The 16,737-nt window shown below is 71.3% G+C and carries 17 protein-coding genes and 1 pseudogene; 3 read left to right on the top strand and 15 right to left on the bottom strand.

The genetic code is table 11. The features are described 5' to 3' along the window. The 12 genes and pseudogenes from CCN39_RS12145 to CCN39_RS12090 form a co-directional block, all read right to left on the bottom strand. Positions 1-511: pseudogene (locus CCN39_RS12145) on the bottom strand (hypothetical protein); the annotation flags it as partial. After that, positions 508-1,113 (bottom strand): ABC transporter ATP-binding protein, encoded by a 606-nt coding sequence (locus CCN39_RS12140; RefSeq protein WP_086841413.1) that lies wholly within the window; start codon positions 1,111-1,113, stop codon positions 508-510. The pseudogene CCN39_RS12145 and the gene CCN39_RS12140, both read right to left, overlap by 4 nt. Then, positions 1,110-1,985 carry an LLM class F420-dependent oxidoreductase gene (locus CCN39_RS12135; protein WP_086841410.1) on the bottom strand — a complete coding sequence of 292 codons (876 nt, stop codon included), beginning with the start codon at positions 1,983-1,985 and terminating at the stop codon, positions 1,110-1,112. The genes CCN39_RS12140 and CCN39_RS12135 overlap by 4 nt, the downstream gene beginning before the upstream one ends. Positions 1,986-1,999: 14 nt before the next feature. Beyond that, positions 2,000-2,842: a TIGR03621 family F420-dependent LLM class oxidoreductase gene (locus tag CCN39_RS12130; RefSeq protein ID WP_086841408.1), complete on the bottom strand. Its 843-nt coding sequence runs from the start codon at positions 2,840-2,842 to the stop codon at positions 2,000-2,002. A gap of 69 nt (positions 2,843-2,911) precedes the next feature. Then, a complete protein-coding gene (locus CCN39_RS12125) occupies positions 2,912-4,735 on the bottom strand; it encodes a phosphoenolpyruvate carboxykinase (GTP) (RefSeq protein WP_086841406.1) in 1,824 nt (607 codons plus the stop codon). A 349-nt stretch (positions 4,736-5,084) separates the two neighbouring features. Beyond that, positions 5,085-5,789: a hypothetical protein gene (locus CCN39_RS12120; RefSeq protein ID WP_086841404.1), complete on the bottom strand. Its 705-nt coding sequence runs from the start codon at positions 5,787-5,789 to the stop codon at positions 5,085-5,087. Between the two features lie 101 nt (positions 5,790-5,890). Further along, positions 5,891-7,729 (bottom strand): dynamin family protein, encoded by a 1,839-nt coding sequence (locus CCN39_RS12115; RefSeq protein ID WP_086841402.1) that lies wholly within the window; start codon positions 7,727-7,729, stop codon positions 5,891-5,893. Further along, entirely contained in the window at positions 7,726-8,115 is a 390-nt protein-coding gene (locus CCN39_RS12110; RefSeq protein ID WP_167455045.1) for a nucleotide exchange factor GrpE, read from the bottom strand. Before CCN39_RS12110 ends, CCN39_RS12115 begins: the two co-directional genes overlap by 4 nt. A gap of 18 nt (positions 8,116-8,133) precedes the next feature. Beyond that, positions 8,134-8,748, bottom strand: coding sequence for a TetR/AcrR family transcriptional regulator (locus CCN39_RS12105; RefSeq protein WP_086841399.1), 615 nt, complete (start codon positions 8,746-8,748; stop codon positions 8,134-8,136). Then, positions 8,745-9,224, bottom strand: a complete 480-nt coding sequence (locus tag CCN39_RS12100; protein WP_086841418.1) for a YqeB family protein — start codon at positions 9,222-9,224, stop codon at positions 8,745-8,747. The genes CCN39_RS12105 and CCN39_RS12100 overlap by 4 nt, the downstream gene beginning before the upstream one ends. Positions 9,225-9,269: 45 nt before the next feature. Then, positions 9,270-9,917 (bottom strand): hypothetical protein, encoded by a 648-nt coding sequence (locus tag CCN39_RS12095; RefSeq protein ID WP_086841397.1) that lies wholly within the window; start codon positions 9,915-9,917, stop codon positions 9,270-9,272. A 59-nt stretch (positions 9,918-9,976) separates the two neighbouring features. Next, positions 9,977-11,494, bottom strand: a complete 1,518-nt coding sequence (locus CCN39_RS12090) for a dynamin family protein (RefSeq protein WP_244210744.1) — start codon at positions 11,492-11,494, stop codon at positions 9,977-9,979. A 189-nt stretch (positions 11,495-11,683) separates the two neighbouring features. Between CCN39_RS12090 and CCN39_RS12085 the strand changes: the two genes are divergently transcribed. After that, positions 11,684-12,856, top strand: coding sequence for a sensor histidine kinase (locus tag CCN39_RS12085; RefSeq protein WP_434781101.1), 1,173 nt, complete (start codon positions 11,684-11,686; stop codon positions 12,854-12,856). Then, entirely contained in the window at positions 12,853-13,509 is a 657-nt protein-coding gene (locus CCN39_RS12080) for a response regulator (RefSeq protein WP_086841391.1), read from the top strand. Before CCN39_RS12085 ends, CCN39_RS12080 begins: the two co-directional genes overlap by 4 nt. Before the next feature lie 13 nt (positions 13,510-13,522). Here CCN39_RS12080 and CCN39_RS12075 read toward each other — a convergent pair whose 3' ends face one another. Next, positions 13,523-14,359, bottom strand: a complete 837-nt coding sequence (locus CCN39_RS12075; RefSeq protein WP_086841388.1) for a LysR family transcriptional regulator — start codon at positions 14,357-14,359, stop codon at positions 13,523-13,525. A 95-nt stretch (positions 14,360-14,454) separates the two neighbouring features. Here CCN39_RS12075 and CCN39_RS12070 point away from each other — a divergent pair, with 95 nt between their 5' ends. Continuing rightward, positions 14,455-15,180: an SDR family oxidoreductase gene (locus CCN39_RS12070; protein ID WP_086841415.1), complete on the top strand. Its 726-nt coding sequence runs from the start codon at positions 14,455-14,457 to the stop codon at positions 15,178-15,180. Positions 15,181-15,184: 4 nt separating this feature from the next. On the opposite strand, the gene CCN39_RS12065 is transcribed toward CCN39_RS12070, so the two are convergent. Then, a complete protein-coding gene (locus CCN39_RS12065; protein ID WP_086841387.1) occupies positions 15,185-16,096 on the bottom strand; it encodes an SDR family NAD(P)-dependent oxidoreductase in 912 nt (303 codons plus the stop codon). Then, positions 16,093-16,680, bottom strand: a complete 588-nt coding sequence (locus CCN39_RS12060) for a TetR/AcrR family transcriptional regulator (RefSeq protein ID WP_086841331.1) — start codon at positions 16,678-16,680, stop codon at positions 16,093-16,095. Before CCN39_RS12060 ends, CCN39_RS12065 begins: the two co-directional genes overlap by 4 nt. Positions 16,681-16,737: the final 57 nt, after the last annotated feature.

Genomic DNA, 16,737 nt, shown 5'->3' with positions numbered 1-16,737 from the left:
CCGCGAGCACCAGCGGGCCGAGCGCGTCGAGGCGCAGCGACGTCCGCCGGGCCGAAGCGAAGGCCGCCACCCCGGTCGCGGCGACGATCGCGACCGCCGCCCGCCACTGGTCCAGCCCGGCGCCGCCGACGGCGAGCAGCAGCGCGGCCAGGTAGCCGGTCACCGTGATGACGCCGGTCCAGGCGCCGAGCAGCCGGAGCGTGACGACGCGGCCGCGGTCGACCGGGGCGAAGTCGAGCCAGGTCAGCTCCGCCGGTTCGACCCACGCGAAGCCGCGCCGCAGCAGGCCGCGCCAGCCCACCGCGCAGCAGAGGGTCAGCAGCCCGAGCACCGCCGGGAAGTCCACGACGGACGACCCGTAGAGCGCCGGGCGCCAGCCGTCGACGTGGAAGAACGCGGTGAACAGGAACCCGAAGCCGAACAGGAAGACGAAGGTGGCGGTGTCGCCGCTGAAGATCCCGCCGAACCGCTTGCGCCCGGGAACCCGCATCCGGCGCGGCGTCGACGTCACCACAGTTCGAGCACGCTGTCCGCGGCTTCCAGCAGCGGCGGGTGGTGGGTGGCCACCACGACCGCCGCGCCGGCCGCCGTCGACCGGGCGATCACCTCGACCAGCCACTCCTTGCCCGCGGTGTCGAGCGCGCGTTCCGGCTCGTCCAGCAGGAGCACCCGGTGGGGGCGCACGGTGACGCCGAGCAGCAGCAGGCGGCGGCGCTGGCCCGCGGAGAAGTGCCCGGACGTCACGCGCATGCGTTCGCCGAGGCCCGCGTCGCGCAGCAGTTCCTCGTGGTCGCCGAGGTCCGCGCCGAACGAACCGGACAGCAGCTCGAGGTGCTGCAACGGCGTCAGCTCCGCGAAGAAGTCGGAGTCGTCGAAGAGCACCGACACCTTGCGCCGGAACTCGACGTCCCGCTCGTCCGGCACCCGGCCGTCGATCAGCACGCGACCCCGCTGCGGCTTCTGCATGCCGTAGAAGCAGCGCATCAAGGTCGACTTGCCGACCCCGTTGGGCCCGACGATCGCGGCGCACTCGCCGGGGTCGACGCTGAAGTCGAGGTCGTCGAACAGCCACAGCTCGCCGGCCCGGACGCCGAGTGCCTTCGCGTCGATCATCGGAGGGCTTCGAGCACCGGGGCGAACTGGTCCATGTTGTGCTCCAGGACGGTGTAGTAGGTCAGGCCGAACCGCTCGCGGTGCGCGTGGAGCTGTTCGGCGACGGCGGCGGCCGAGCCGATCAGCGCGGTCGGCACCTCGGCGAGCTGCTCGACGCTCAGCACCCCCTTCGTGAGCTTGGCGAGCTCCTCGAGCGCCGCCGCGCGGTCGTCGGTGATGCTCACGAAGTGGCAGAGCAGGTTGAACTCGGCCGGGCGGTCACCGAGCTTCGCCCGGACGAACTCGACGCGTTCCTCGATCTCCTCGGCGCTCGCCGGGGCCAGCGCGGCGCCATCCGGCGTCTTCGCCGTTCCGGTGAACCCGATGATGTCGGCGTGCTCGGCGGCCAGCGTCAGGATCCGGTCGCCGCGGCCGGCGAGCAGCAGCGGCGGTCCTTCGGGACGCGCGGGCGCCGGCTTGTGCTCCGGGTCCGCGTACCGCCGCTTGAGCTCGGTGATCGTGCGCTCGAGGTGGTCGACCCGCTCGCGGGCGGACGGGAACGGCATCCCTGCGGCCTCGAACTCCGCCTTGACGTACCCGGCGCCGAGACCGAGCTCCAGGCGCCCGTCGGTGAACTGGTCGGTGCCCGTGACGTCCCGGGCGAGCAGCACCGGGTTGTAGAAGGGCGTGTTGAGCACGAAGGTGTTCAGCTTGATGCGCGAGGTGACCTCGCCGGCCAGCACGAGCGCCGGGAACGGCGGCGCCATGCCCAGGTGGTCGGCCGCGGACAGGACGTCGAAGCCGAGGTCCTCGGCCCTGCGGCACTTCTCCACCCAGGCGGCGCGGCTGTCCGGCACCACCATGTTGACCCCGAAACGGAAATCCCCAGTCATGCCGACCAAGGTACTCAACGGAGCTTTTCGATCACCGGGCCGAGCCTGGTCAGGTCGTCTTCGAGCACCGTGAAGTAGCTGACGCCGAGGGTTTCGCGGGTGCGCAGCAGCTGCTCGGCCACCGCTTCGGCCGAGCCGGCGAGGACCGTGGCCAGCTCGCCGAGCTCCTCGACGCCGAGGTGCGGCACGAGCTGGTGGGCCGCCTCCAGGGCCGCCCGCCGGTCGTCGGTGATCCGGACGAAGTGAACCATCAGGTTCAGCTCGGCGTCCCGGCCGTCGAGCACCTGTTTCACGAAGCCGGCGCGCTCGGCCAGCGCGGCGGGACCGGCCAAGGCCAGCCGCCCCTCGGCCGCGCCGGGCGCCGTGCCGGTGAGGGCGACGGTGTCGGCGTGCGCGGCGGCGAAGGTCAGCATCCGGTCGCCGCGGCCACCGAGCAGCAACGGGGGCCGCGGGCGGCCGGTGAACGCGCGCTCGATCTCGGTGACCAGGTCGACGAGCCGGCGGAACCGGCGGCCGGGCGTACCCCAGTCGATCCCGGCGGTCTCGAACTCCGCGCGGACGTACCCGGCGCCGATCCCGATCTCCACCCGGCCGCCGGTGAACTCGTCGAGGGCGAGGAGGTCGCGGGTCAGGACCACCGGGTTGTGGAAGCTCGCGTTGAGGACGTAGGTGTTCAGCCGGATCCGCTCGGTGGCCTCGGCGGCGAGGAGCAGGGCGGGCACCGGCGCGACCCGGCCGAGGTGGTCGACCACGCCGACGACGTCGTAGCCGAGGTCCTCGGCCTGGCGGCACTTCGCCACCCACTCGGCCCGTGAGCCGGGCACGTACAACGCCACCCCGAAGCGGAACGGTCTCATGGCCGCGAAACTACCCGGGAACGGCAGAAGGGGACGTCCCGAGGGACGTCCCCTTCTGTCTCGGAGCGGTCAGCTCAGGCGCTGGGCCAGCGCGTCGAGCTCGTCACGCAGCGACGTCGGGACCTTGTCGCCGATCTTGTCGAACCATTCCCGGATCAGCGGCAGCTCCTCGCGCCACTCCTCCGGCTTGACGTCCAGGGCGGCCTGGATGTCCTCGATCGGCTCGGTCAGGCCCTCGGTGTCGAGGTCCTCGGCCCGCGGCACGAAGCCGACCGGCGTCTCGACCGCGTTGCCGCGACCCTCGACGCGCTCGACGACCCACTTCAGGATCCGCGAGTTCTCACCGAAGCCCGGCCACAGGAACCGGCCGTCGTCGCCGCGGCGGAACCAGTTGACGTAGAAGATCTTCGGGAGCTTGTTCGCGTCGGCGTTCTTGCCCAGGTTCAGCCAGTGCTTGAAGTAGTCACCGGCGTGGTAGCCGAGGAACGGCAGCATCGCCATCGGGTCGCGGCGGACGTTGCCGACCGCGCCGGCCGCCGCGGCGGTGGTTTCCGACGACATGGTGGCGCCCATGAACACGCCGTGCTGCCAGTCGCGGGCCTCGTTCACCAGCGGGACCGTCGTCTTGCGGCGGCCGCCGAACAGGATCGCCGAGATCGGCACGCCCTTCGGGTCGTCCCACTCCGGCGCGAGGATCGGGCACTGCGACATCGGCGTGCAGTAGCGCGAGTTCGGGTGGGCGGCCTTCTCGCCCGAGTCGGGTGTCCAGTCCTGGTGCTTCCACGAGGTGGCGTGCGCGGGCTTGTTCTCCATGCCCTCCCACCAGATGTCGCCGTCGTCGGTCAGGGCGACGTTCGTGAAGACCGTGTTGCCCTTCTCGATCGTGCGCATGGCGTTCGGGTTGGTGTGCCAGTCGGTGCCCGGCGCGACGCCGAAGAAGCCGAACTCGGGGTTGACCGCGTACAGCCGGCCGTCCTCGCCGAAGCGCATCCAGGCGATGTCGTCGCCCAGGGTCTCGGCGCGCCAGCCCGGGATGGTCGGCTGGAGCATGGCGAGGTTGGTCTTGCCGCAGGCGCTCGGGAACGCCGCCGCCACGTAGTGGACCTTGTCCTCGGGGGAGATCAGCTTGAGGATCAGCATGTGCTCGGCGAGCCAGCCCTCGTCACGGGCCATCACCGACGCGATGCGCAGCGAGTAGCACTTCTTGCCCAGCAGGGAGTTGCCGCCGTAACCCGAGCCGTAGCTCCAGATCGCGCGCTCCTCGGGGAAGTGCGAAATGTACTTCGTTTCGTTGCAGGGCCAGGAAACGTCCTTCTCGCCCGGTTCGAGCGGGTGGCCGACCGAGTGCAGCGCGGGCACGAATTCGCGCTCGGATCCGTCGGGCGCGACGAACTTCTCGAGAGCGGCCTTACCGGCGCGGGTCATCACGCGCATCGACGCGACAACGTAGGCGAAATCCGTGATTTCGATACCCAGCTTGGGATTCTCGTCGCCGAGCGGGCCCATGCAGAACGGGATGACGTACATCGTGCGGCCCCGCATCGAGCCGCGGAACAGCTCGGTCATGGTGGCCTTCATCTCGGCCGGGTCCATCCAGTTGTTGGTCGGACCGGCGTCCTCGGGACGCTCCGAACAGATGAAGGTCCGGTCTTCGACGCGGGCGACGTCGTCGGGGTCGGAAGTGGCCCAGAAGGAGTTCGGCTTCGACTTGAGCTGCACGAACGTGCCCGCGTCGACCAGCTCCTGGTTGATCCGGGCGGCTTCCTCGTCAGACCCGTCGACCCACACCACGCGGTCCGGGTTGGTCAGCTCGGCGACCTCCCGGACGAAGGACAGCACGCCACTGTGCGTCGTCGGCGCGGTGTCCAGTCCGGGGATGGCGACTGCGGTCATCTCTACTCCTGACTTCCGACGACAAATGAGCCCGCCTCGGAACGTCAGTGTTCCGACGCGGGCCTCGTTGCCGGCGACCGAATGGCTTCGCACACCGGCTGGCGAACCGGTGTGGATGTTTTGGGATTCCCCGAGAGTAGCCGCATGACCGGCAAGTAACCGAGAGCTGACGTGTAGGTTCTCTCACAAGAACGATAAGGGAATCGATTCAGATGTCACTGGATCGGTGTATTCGCTGAAAATCTTCCGGTGGCCGGGGACACACCTGTGACCTGGTCGTTTTCATTGACGACATGAAGAAAGCCCGAGGCCGTGGCCTCGGGCTTTCAAACTATGACCTGGGTCACTTTCAGTTCGGCGAAATCCACTGCCCGGTGCCCGAGTCGATGCGCGCGACACCCTCCAGCGTCTGCGTGCCGGCCTCGCCCCAGGCGGCGTCGGCGGCCGGGTCGCCGTCGGTGCCGGCGTTCATCAGTCCACTGGAGACTTCGGTCCACTGGCCCGGGCCGGAGTGCTCGAACGTCGTGGTCGTGCCGTCGGACTCGGTCTGCACCGCGATGTCCGCTTCGCCGTCGCCGTCCTTGTCGGTGAAGGCGATGGTGCCGCCGCTCTTCGTCTCGACGATGGCGGTGTCGTTGTGTCCGTCGTGGTCGGTGTCGATGGTCGCGACCCCCGCGTCCACCTCGCCGTCCGGCAGGTCGGCGTGGATGTGCCCGCCGGAGCTGTCGTCCCGGCCGCCGGTGTCGGAGTCGTCGTGGCCGCCGCCCGAGCCGTCCTGGACCCACTGGCCGCTGGCCTCGTCGTAGACCGCCTGCTCGACGACCTTCCCGTTCTCGTCCAGCACGGCGTAGTGGTCGGCCTCGCCGTCGTGGTTCGTGTCGATGAAGGCCTGGGCGGAGCCGTCGTCGTGCTCGATGATCGCGGTGTCGTTCACCCCGTCTTCGTTCACGTCGTAGTTGACCTCGGCCTGGTACTCCTGGCCGTCGACGTGGACGGTCATCGCGTCCGGGCTGCTCGCGTCGGTGTCGCTGCCGCCGCTCTCGTCGACCCACATGGCACTTCCCCCTTCGAACCGGGTAACACGCTCCGACCTGCTGTCTGAGGGTATGACTCACCGTAGGCCCGTTCGGTTCCGCTTCACAACCGGACCGGCGATCAGGCCGTTTTGTCCCGCAGCGCCCGGATCCGCGTCAGGAAGGCTTCGGCGCGCTCACGGCCGTCGCTGACCTCCTTGAGCCGCTTCGACACGATCGCGATCTTCTTGGCCCGCTCCTGCGCGCCCATCTTGATCGTCTTGTCGACTTCCTTCATCTCCGCCTCGATGGCGTCGATCCGGCGGCCGAGTGCCTCGTCCAGCGCCATCGACAGCTGCTGCTCGGCCTCGATGAGCTGCTCGGCGACGAGCTGGTCGAGCGTCGAGCGGGCGTCCGCGATGGCCTCGACCAGCCACTGCTTCATGTGCTGCTTGTCGGCCGCGTGCTTGCGCGTCCGGGCCATCCACCAGCCGGCGCCGAGGCCGATGATGATCGTCGCGGGCAGCACGACCGGGTTGAGGATCGCGACACCGGCCAGCGGCAGCGCGGCCACCTTGCCGGCGCCGACGCCGCCGGAGATGCCCATGAAGACGAGCAGCTTGTCCTCGGCCGTCGGCGGCTTCTTGTCCGGCGGGCGCAGCACCACCGGCGGACCACCGGCCCGGGCGAACTGCGCGCGGATGACGTCGAGCTCTTCGGGCGAGAACAGCTCCGACAGCGAGACGTTGGTGACCTGGTTCAGCCGCTGCGAAAGCAGCATCGAGATCCGCTGCGACGTCGTCTGCAGCGCGATGTCGACCTGCTGCGGCAGCGCGGCCAGCTCGTCGCGCTTGGCCGCGTCGATCAGCTGGCGGAAGTGGGTCTGCGCGTCCCGCATCTGCCGGCTGCTCTCGTGGCCGACTTCGACGCGGGTGCGCTGCACCTCGCCGCGCAGCTTCAGCTGCCAGCCGCGGGTCGACGTCCGGCGCTCGGCCTGCAGCTGGTCACGGCGTTCGCGCAGCTGCTCGGCTTCGGCCTCACCCGCGGACAGGGCCCGGCTCTCGGCCTGGAGCTTCGCCTTGAGCTCGCCCAGCGCGCTGGACAGCGCGCGCAGCGTGTTCGCCTCGCCGAGCATCGCCGAGCGGCCGACGAGCAGCTCCTGCAACGCCGTCTGGATCGCCGCGACCCCGGACTTCTCCCGCAGCATCGCGGCCATCTGCTCGTTGGGCGCTTTCGCCGCGGTCTCGAACATCCGCGCCGACACCGGGTGGAACACCGCCTCGGCGAAGCGGGGCGCGTGTTCGCGCAGCAGCTGCTTGTCGGCCTCCATGATCTCGCGCCAGCCGCGGAACATGTCCACCTTGGTCAGCGCGAACACCACGGTCTCGACGCGCTCGCCGACATCGCGCAGGAACTGCAGCTCGGTGGTGGTGAACGGCGCCGACGCGTCCACGACGAACAGCAACGCGGTCGCACCCGCGGCGGCTTCCTTGGCGAGCTCGCCGTGCATCGAGTCGAGCCCGCCGACGCCCGGGGTGTCGACCAGCGAAAGCCGTTCCAGCAGCGGGACCGGCCCGGTGACCTCGACGTACCGCGGCGGGATCTGGCCGGGCGGCAGCTCGTGCGCCGCGGAGACCCAGTTGATCAGCTGGCCGAGGTCGATCGGCACCGGGGCGAGCTGGCCGGGGTAGCAGGCGTGCGCGCCCCAGCTGTCCGCGTGGTCGAACACGAGGTAGGTCGCGGTGGCGACGTCGGCGTCCACAGGGGACAGCCCCGGCCGCGCGAGCAGCGCGTTGACCAGCGAACTCTTCCCGCGGTTGGTCTCGCCGACGACCACGACGGCCGGCTTCTTCGGCCGGGCCTTCCGGACGTCCTCGACCCACTTGGCGGCGTCCGGATCGGCCTCGCGGACGACGGTCAGCAGCTGGTCTCGGGTCGCGGCGACCTGCGTGGGCAGGCTCGGCGCGGTCGGTGCGCTCACGGGTTCTTCTTCGCGTAGACGGTGACGATGGGGGCGCGCAGCAGGCGGTCGTGGTCGGCGAAGCCGGTGACCTCGGTTTCGGCGACGATGCCGTCGAGCGCCGGGTCTTCGGTGGGGACCGCGCCGCCGGCTTCGTGCCGGGCCGGGTCGAACCGCTCGCCGTCGGGCCGCAGGGCCTGGACGCCGATCGCGGCGAGCCCTTCCTCCAAGCGTTCGACGACGCCGCCGCTGCGGGCGCGGTCCAGGGCGTACAGGCACATCTGGATCAGCGCCTGGCGATCCGCGAGAGCGCGCTCGAGATCGCTTACCTGCTGCTGCAAGGGGTGCACATCGGTGTCCGACGCGGCAGCACCGCCGTCGGTTCCGTCCTTGCGAAACCACGCCATGACCACAGTCTGGCGGACTCAGCCGCCGTCCGTGGGGGAAACCGGGCGAAGGAACCGGATCAGGATCGTCCGGAGGATCGCCTGTTCGGCCGCCAGATCGAGGTCCGGGTCGAGGCCGGCCCGCGAAATCATCGCGTCGATCAGCCCGACGAGCCAGCCGGCGACCGCGCGCGGGGCGACGCCGGGGTCGATCTGCCCGGCCGCGGCGGCGCGGGCGACCAGGACGGCCAGGCCGTCCCGCATCGCGCGGTCGTTGCGCTGGATCAGCTCGGCGAACTCGTCGTCGCGGGCGGCCTGGGCGGCAGCCTCCAGCACGAGGCGGACGACGGCCGGGTGCGCGAGCTGGCCCGCCAGCTCGGTGACGACGTCGAGCAGCGCGGCCAGCGGGTCGCCGGTCTTCGCGGCGGCTTCGAGGCGTCCGGCCGTCGCGGCGGCGTCGTCGGTGAAGATCGCCGTGAAAACCGCGCGCTTGCTGGGGAAGTAGTGGAAGAGGCTGCCGGAGCTGATGCCCGCGGCCCGGCAGATGTCCGCGGTCGTCGTCCGCTCGAAGCCCTTCTCGGCGAAGCAGCCGGCAGCCGCGTCGACGATCGACGCGCGCTTGGCCGCGTGCTTGGCCGGGTCGACCGTCCTCATCGCTCGACCGGCGGCTCGTCGTGCCAGGGGTGGCCGTGCTCGGCGAAGGCCGGCGCCAGCTCGCGGCCCGAGAGGTCGGTTTTCTCGCGGGCGATCTCCCGGCCGTCGGTCGTGCGCAGGACGAGTTCCTTGCCGTCGAGGTAGACGGCTTCGAGGTCGGCCTCGATCCGGCGGGTCCGGTCGCCGCGGACCAGGGTGACCCGGCTCGGCGACACCGTGACGACCAGCCGATCGCGGGCCCAGATCCCGGCGAACACCAGGCCGAGCACCAGCCCGCCGGCGACCGCGGCGAGCGTTGCCCACGGCTGCGGCAGCTTCGTGAGCACCTTGAACACGCCTTGGAAGGGGAAGGCGGGCAGGTCGCTGACCCAGGCGGCGACGGCCCAGACGCCCACGCCGAGCGCGCCGCCGATGAGCGGGCAGCCGAACCAGGACCCGGTGCGCAGCCACGACGGCTCGTCGACGGTCGTCTCCATGCGGTCCATTATTAGACCGCGTACTCGGTTTATGAAAGCTGGGGCTCAGACGAGCTGGTCGATCACCTTGCGGAGCACGGCTTCGAGGCCCGGGCCGTCCTCGGCGAGGCGGGAGGAAACGAGCAGCTGGTCCTCGGCCGTGCGCAGCCAGATCGAACCGGCGACCGAGATTTCGATGACGTTGAGGCGGAAGGGGTAGGCGCGGCGGCCCAGCCGGACCTCGGCCTCGCGGACCAGCTGGCCGAGCCGCTCACCGGCGACGATCTGCCGGCGGTAGAAGCCGGGCGCCCACGGCGTTCCGCCGGCCGGCTCGCCGCCACCACGCAGGGCGGGGCCGCGGGCGTTGGCGAAGTGGCGGGCCGCGGCCGGGGCGAAGAACTCGAGCGCCTGCCGCATCGCCGACCCCTGCGCGAGCGCGGGCCTGCCGTAGCGGGCACGCGGGCTGCGCGGATCCGGGTCGTCGCGGTTGCGGAGGAAGGCCAGCAGGTCGACCCACCAGTCGGCCCACTGCGCCTGGACGGCCGCCCGGTCGAGCCCGGCCGGGACGTGCACCGGCACCTGCGGCTCCACCGGCGGCAGCACCTGTCCTTCGGAAACGGACAGTGCCAGGGCGTCACGGATGTACAGCGCGACGTCGACCTCGGTCTCGCTGCTCCAGCCGGCTCGCCAGGATGTCGTGTTTTCTAGGCGCACGGTTCAACAGTACGCGGAAGAAGGGCCTCACCAGCGAAAGTCGGCAAGCAGAAACAAACTCACGCTTCCCGGACCTGTTGCCAGATCAAGAAGTACGCCCGGTGGACGACGTGCGCGACGCGGCTCTGTGCCGGCGTCGCCCCGAAGGACGCGAAGGACCGCCACCAGCCCGCGCGCTCGAGTGCGTGCGCGGCCAGCTCCGGGCGCGGGGCCCCGGGTTTGCCGAGCTGGGCGCCGATGTCGGCGTTGCTGCCGACCCGCAGCACTTCTTCGGACAGGTCCTCCGGCATGTCGACGGCGCCGGACGCGACCAGGGTCAGCGCTTCGAGCAGCCGCAGCTGGTGGGCCTCGGGCTTGGCGAGCAGCACCTCGATGGCGTCGTGGACGCGCTGGCGTTCGGCCGGATCGGCCGACGCGTGCGCGAGCGCGGTCACCGAGGCCAGGGCCGCGGCCGCCTTGATCCCGTCGGCGCGGGCGGCGAAGACGATCGACAGCCGCTGCCGGACGGCTTCGAGGCCGGACGCGTCGAGCAACGCCCGCCGCAGCGCGCCCGCCGTGATCTCCGGTTCCTTGCGGATGACCTCGACGGCGTGCGAGATGCCGAACAGGTCGAGCTTCTCCAGCAGCCGCAGCCGGGTGCCCGCCGGGACGTCGCACTCCCAGCTGGTGAAGATGTCGGCCGAGATCAGCATGGTCTGCAGGACGTCGTCGTCGAGCTCGGCGAGCTGGCGCAGGGCCTCGGCGTCGCCCGAGGTGAAGCCGCCGGACTCGGCGGATTCGGCGATCAACCCGATCACCGGCAGCACGTCGGCGACGCGCGGCTTCAGCGTCGATGCCTGCTTCTCGGCGAGCAGCGTCGCGGCCTTCCAGACGTCGCCGCCGGAGCCTTCGACCGACTCCGGCGCGATGGTGTCGGCCTTGTTCAGGACGGCGATCGCGTTGACCGGGCCCGCCTCGCGGCTCGCCGTGGCCGCGGTGAAGGCGGCGAGGGCCTGCTGGTCGTCGGCGCGGACCCCCTGGGTGACGACGTACAAGACGGCTTCGGCGCCGGCGACGGCGTTGCGCGAGGTGTCGTCGAGCTCGTCGGAGCCCTCTTCGTCGTCGTCTTCCTTGCGGTGTTTCGCCGCGCCCAGCAGCTGTTCGGTGCGGGACACCGAAGCGGCGTCGAGCGAGCCGAGGCCGGGGGTGTCGATCACCGTCATGCCCTGGAGGACGGCGTTGGTCAGGTACGCCTCGATGTGCGACACCTGCTCGATGTCGACGCCCAGCTCGGCGGGGATCATGCCGTCGGAGGCGAACGGGAGCACCTGCTTGCGGCCGTCGGTGAAGACGATCTCGACGCGGTCCACCGTGCCGTACTGGAACCGGGTCACCAGCCGGGTGCACTCGCCGATGTCGGTCGGCGCGACCCGGCGCCCGATCAGCGCGTTGACCAGCGTCGACTTGCCCGACTTGATCCGGCCGGCCACGGCCACCTGCAGCGGCGCCCCGAGCCGGCGCAGCACTTCGGCGAACCCGGCGGCGGTGCGCGCGGAGACCTGCGGCTGCAGGCGGTGACACAGGTTGGCCACCGACATCGACAGCGGACCCGCGAGCCGGCCCTGCTCCGGTGACGTCACGGCCCCCAGTCCTTCCCGTCTCACGGACAACCCCTGAATCGTGCCATGCGGGTCATCCCCAGGTCGCACCGAAGGTGGTACCGCCGACCGACGCGCGGTTTCCGCGGCGCGACCTAGTGTTGTGTGGTGCGACGGCTGAGCCTCTGGATGCGTGCCCACCCCATGGCGGGTGACTCGGTGCTCGCCGTCCTGCTCGGCCTGTTCGACCTGCTGCTGTTCGCCACCGGTGGCGTGGACGAGGGCCTCGGCCTGCCGCCCTGGTACGTCACCGTGCCGGTGGAGCTCGCGATGGTCCTGCCGCTGGTGTTCCGGCGGAATTCGCCGCTGTGGTCGGCCTACGTCGTGCTGGTGATCGGTGTCGTGCACGCGACGCTGGAGCTGGGCATCGCGAGTATCGCCGGCCTCGCGATGAGCATCTACTCGGTCGTCGTCTACGCCGGGCGGCGACCGGGGCTGGTGTACGTCGGCGCGGTCGTCGCCGGCTCGGCCCTGATGCTGGCGCTGGGCCCGCAGGACGAGCTCGTCATCTCGGCGCTGTTCCTGGCGTTCGGGATCGCCCTGTGCTGGACCCTCGGCGAGTTCGTCGGGGCCCGGCGCGCCTACGACGTGGAAGTGGAGGCCAGGTTGCACCTGCTCGAGACCGAACGGGACCAGGCCACCCGGATCGCGGTGGCCGAGGAGCGCGGCCGGATCGCGCGCGAGCTGCACGACGTCGTCGCGCACGCGGTGAGCGTCATGGTCGTGCAGGCCGACGGCGCGTCCTACGCGATGCAGAGCAACCCCGAGCTCGCCCAGCGGGCCCTGCAAACGATTTCCGAGACCGGCCGCGGCGCGCTGGGCGAGCTGCGGCGCCTGCTGGACGTGCTCCGCAGAGACGACGCCGACGGCGAGCCCCGGGTGCCGCAACCGGACGCGCACGCCCTCGCCGAGCTGGCCGACCGGATGCGCACCGCCGGGGTGCCGGTGGAACTGGAGCTCGGCGAGCTCGGCGACCTGCCGGCCGGCGTCTCGCTGGGGATCTACCGGATCGTGCAGGAGTCGCTGACCAACACGCTCAAGCACGCCGGCCGCGGCGCGACGGCTTCGGTGCGGGTGCACCGGACCGGCGACCTGGTCGAGGTGCTGGTGAGCGACGACGGCGCCGGTCAAGTCCCGCAGCTGGTCCCGGCCGGGCGGCGCGACTCCCGGCTGCCGGGCGGGAACGGCTTGATCGGCATGCGCGAACGCGCGCACGTGTACGGCGGAACATTGGACGTGGGCCCGGCTCCGGGCGGTGGATGGCAGGTCCGTGCGGCCCTGCCGGTGAGGTTGGACAAGTGATCCGGGTAGTGGTCGTCGACGACCAGGAACTGATGCGCGTCGGGTTCCGGATGGTGCTGGGCGCCCAGGAGGACATCGACGTCGTCGGCGAGGCGGGCGACGGCGCGCAGGCCATCGAGCTGGCCGAGCGGCTGCGCCCCGACGTCGTGCTGATGGACGTGCGGATGCCGGTGCTCGACGGCGTCGAGGCGACGAAGCGGATCGTCGCCGCGGGCACCGCGCGCGTGCTCGTGATGACGACGTTCGACCTCGACGAGTACGTCTACGCGGCGCTTCAGGGCGGAGCGAGCGGGTTCCTGCTCAAGGACACCCAGCCCGGCCACCTGGTCTCGGCGCTGCGCGCGGTCGCTTCGGGCGACGCGGTCGTGTCGCCGTCGGTGACCCGCCGCCTCCTGGACCGCTTCGTCGGCACCGGCGGCGCGCCGATGCGGGACACCACCGAGCTGGACGTGCTCACCGACCGCGAGCGCGAGGTGCTCGTGCTGATCGCCAAGGGCATGTCGAACCTGGAGATCGCCGAGGCGCTGTTCCTCTCCGAGGCGACGGTGAAGACGCACGTCGGGCGGATCCTGGCGAAGCTGGAGCTGCGGGACCGGGTGCAGGCCGTGGTGCTGGCCTACGAAACCGGTCTCGCCCGGCCCGGCATCTCCTGAGCCCCGACGCCCGTCAGAGGCGGGTGGCCACGCGGACCAGGTCGGCGAGGGGCAGCGAGCGGCTGTGCGGTGGCCAGGCGATGACCGTCGTGACGGGCGGCGCGTCCGGAACCGGCACGGCGACCAAGCCCTCTTGCAGGTTCGCGCGGCTGGACTCGGGCATCACGACGGTGGTCCGGCCGAGCGCGATCAGCTGGAAGAGCTGGGTCAGGCTGCGGACTTCCGCGCCGGGGCCGTCCGGGTAGCGACCGCCGGGGCCGGGCCAGCGGGCGAGCGGGAGGTCCGGCACGGAGCCGGCCTCCGCCAGCCGGATGCCGGACCGGGCCGCGAGCGGGTGTGCGCTGGGGAGGATCGCGACCTGGCCCTCGGTGTGCAGGACTTCGGTGTCGAGCCCGGCCGTCGAGTCGAAGGGCAGGTGCAGCAGCGCCACGTCGGCCCGGCCGTCGTGCAGCGCCTGCTGGGGCTGGGATTCGCAGAGCAGCAGGTCGACGGCGACCGCACCCGGCTCGGCGGCGTACGCGTCGAGCAGCTTCGTCAGCAGTTCACGGGCGGCACCGGCCTTCGTGGCCAGGACGAGCGAAGGCCGGTTCGCGGCGGCCCGCCGGGTGAGCCGCTCCGCGGTGGCCAGCGCACCGAGGATCGCCCGGCCTTCGGTCAGCAGCACCGCTCCGGCTTCGGTGAGCGAGACCCGCCGGCTGGTGCGTTCCAGCAGCGCGACGCCGAGCCGTCGCTCGAGCCGAGCGATCGTCCGCGACAGCGGCGGCTGGGCGATGCCCAGGCGCTCGGCGGCCCGGCCGAAGTGCAGCTCCTCGGCGACCGCGACGAAGTACCGCAGCTCCCGTGTCTCCACCCGGTCAGGCTACCGGCCGATTCATGTCGTGGAGGTATCGATGCCTGACCCGGGAAGTGTTGGTCGGCCGCCGGTTCCGCGCCACGATCGACGGCATGAACGAACAGACGATCGCGCTGGTCACCGGCGCGAACAAGGGGATCGGGTACGAGATCGCGGCCGGGCTCGGCGCGCTGGGCTGGAGCGTCGGAATCGGTGCCCGGGACGAACAACGTCGCGAGGAGGCCGTGGCCAAGCTGCGCGCGGACGGCGTCGACGCCTTCGGGGTGCCGCTCGACGTGACCGGCGACTCGAGCGTCACGGCCGCCGCCGCCCTGGTCGAAGAACGCGCCGGACGGCTCGACGTACTGGTCAACAACGCCGGTATCGCCGGAGCCTGGCCGAACGAACCGTCGGCCGTCACGCCGGAGCACCTGCGGGCGGTCGTGGAGACGAACGTGATCGGCGTCGTCCGGGTCACCAACGTGATGCTGCCCCTGCTGCGCCGCTCCGCGCACCCGCGGATCGTCAACCAGTCCAGCCACGTCGCTTCCCTGACGTTGCAGACCACGCCGGGCGTCGATCTCGGCGGGGTCAGCGGGGCGTACTCGCCGTCGAAGACGTTCCTCAACGCGGTCACCATCCAGTACGCCAAGGAGCTGGCCGACACCCCGATCAAGATCAACGGCGCCTGCCCCGGCTACGTCGCCACCGACCTCAACGGCTTCCACGGCACCAGCACCCCCGAGGACGGCGCCAAGATCGCCATCCGGCTCGCCAGCCTGCCCGACGACGGCCCGACCGGCGGGCTGTTCGACGACGCCGGGCAGGTGCCCTGGTGATGCCTCAGCGGAAGTCGTCCGGCGGGGTGGTCGCCGGGTCCTTGCCCGCGTGGCGGACCTCGGTGAGCCACCGGCCGAAGTCCGGGCGGTCGCCGTCGATGTCCGTGTAGCCGTACTCCTTCATCAGCGTCCAGGACGCCAGCGTCTGCCCCGCGAAGCGGGCGACCTCGGGGTCCTGTGCCAGGGCCGCGACGCCGCGGGCCAGCAGGTACGGCGTCTCGGAGATCTTGAAGTCGACCGGCGCCAGCTTGCCGACCGCGTCGCGCCAGTTGTCCTCGGTCACCTCGAAGTGGTCGAGCATCGACTCCGAGCGCAGGAACCCCGGCGTGACGGCGAGGCCGACGCAGTCGTGTTTCTTCAGCTCCGCGCCGAGGGCCCGGCCGAGCGCCCGGATGCCGCACTTGGCCAGGTAGTAGGGGAGACCGGCGCCGACGTAGTCGTCGTTGTCGCCGTCGGTCACCTCGAGGACGAGCCCGCGGCGGGCGACCACCAGCGGCAGCAGCTTGTGCAGCGCGATCAGGTGCGTGTCGAGCGCGTTGTGCGTCAGGGTCAGCGCGTCCTCCAGCGGCGTCTCCCAGAAGGGCGCGTCGAAGAGGGCGTACATGTCGCCGCCCCAGACGTCGTCGACCAGGATGTCGATTCCGTCCACTTCGGACTCGATGCGCGCTTTCAAAGCGTCCACATCGGACTGCGAGGTGAAGTCGCAGCGGACGACGACCGCGCGGCCGCCCGCCGCCTCGACCAGCTCGCCCGTTTCTTCGATCGTCTCCGGGCGCTTCATCGGCGACGGCGTTTCGCGCGTCGTGCGGCCGGTGACGTACACCGTCGCGCCCGCGCGGCCCAGTTCCACCGCGATCGCCCGCCCGCACCCCCGGGTCGCCCCGGTGACCACGGCGACCTTGCCTTCCAGACTCATGCGTCCTCCCGTCCCCGCCACGCGGTCAGCACCGCGTCGACGTCCTCCGCCAGCCGGTCGGCCAGCCGCCCGTGCGGCCGGATCGACCAGTCGAGCGACACTCCGTTGATCACCCCGAGCACCGCGCGGGCCGCTCGCGGCACGCTCGGCGCGTACGGCAAGGCGGAAGCCGCCGCCCGCACCAGCCGCCGCAGTTCGTCTTCGACCGCCGTGAAGTGCTCGCCCAGCAGCGACCGCAGCACCGGGTCGCCGATGTCCACGCCGAGCTGGCCCAGGTGGTTCGCCGCCTCTTCGGCGTCACCGAGCACCGCGTAGACCGCCACCGCCGCGGCGCGCAGGCCGTCGACCGGGTCATCCACCCGCTCGGCGCACTCCCGCATCTGCTCGACCGCCCGCCGCGTGGCCCGCCGGCTCATCTCCTGCAGCAGGCCGCTCTTGGAGCCGAACCGCTGCGCGACCGTGCCGACCGAAACGCCGGCCTCCGAAGCCACCTGCGCGAGCGTGAAACCGGGGCCGCAGCGGCCGATCACGGTCTCCGCCGCACCCAGCAGCCGCTCGTCGGTGATGCTCCTCGGCCGGGCCACCCAGTTATTGAACCACAGTTCATTAATAGCGTCGAATCAGGGTCGTCTCAGGGTCAT

Source organism: Amycolatopsis kentuckyensis, assembly GCF_002155975.1.
Taxonomy (GTDB): Bacteria; Actinomycetota; Actinomycetes; order Mycobacteriales; family Pseudonocardiaceae; genus Amycolatopsis; species Amycolatopsis kentuckyensis.
This window is presented reverse-complemented; position numbering and strand designations above follow the sequence as displayed.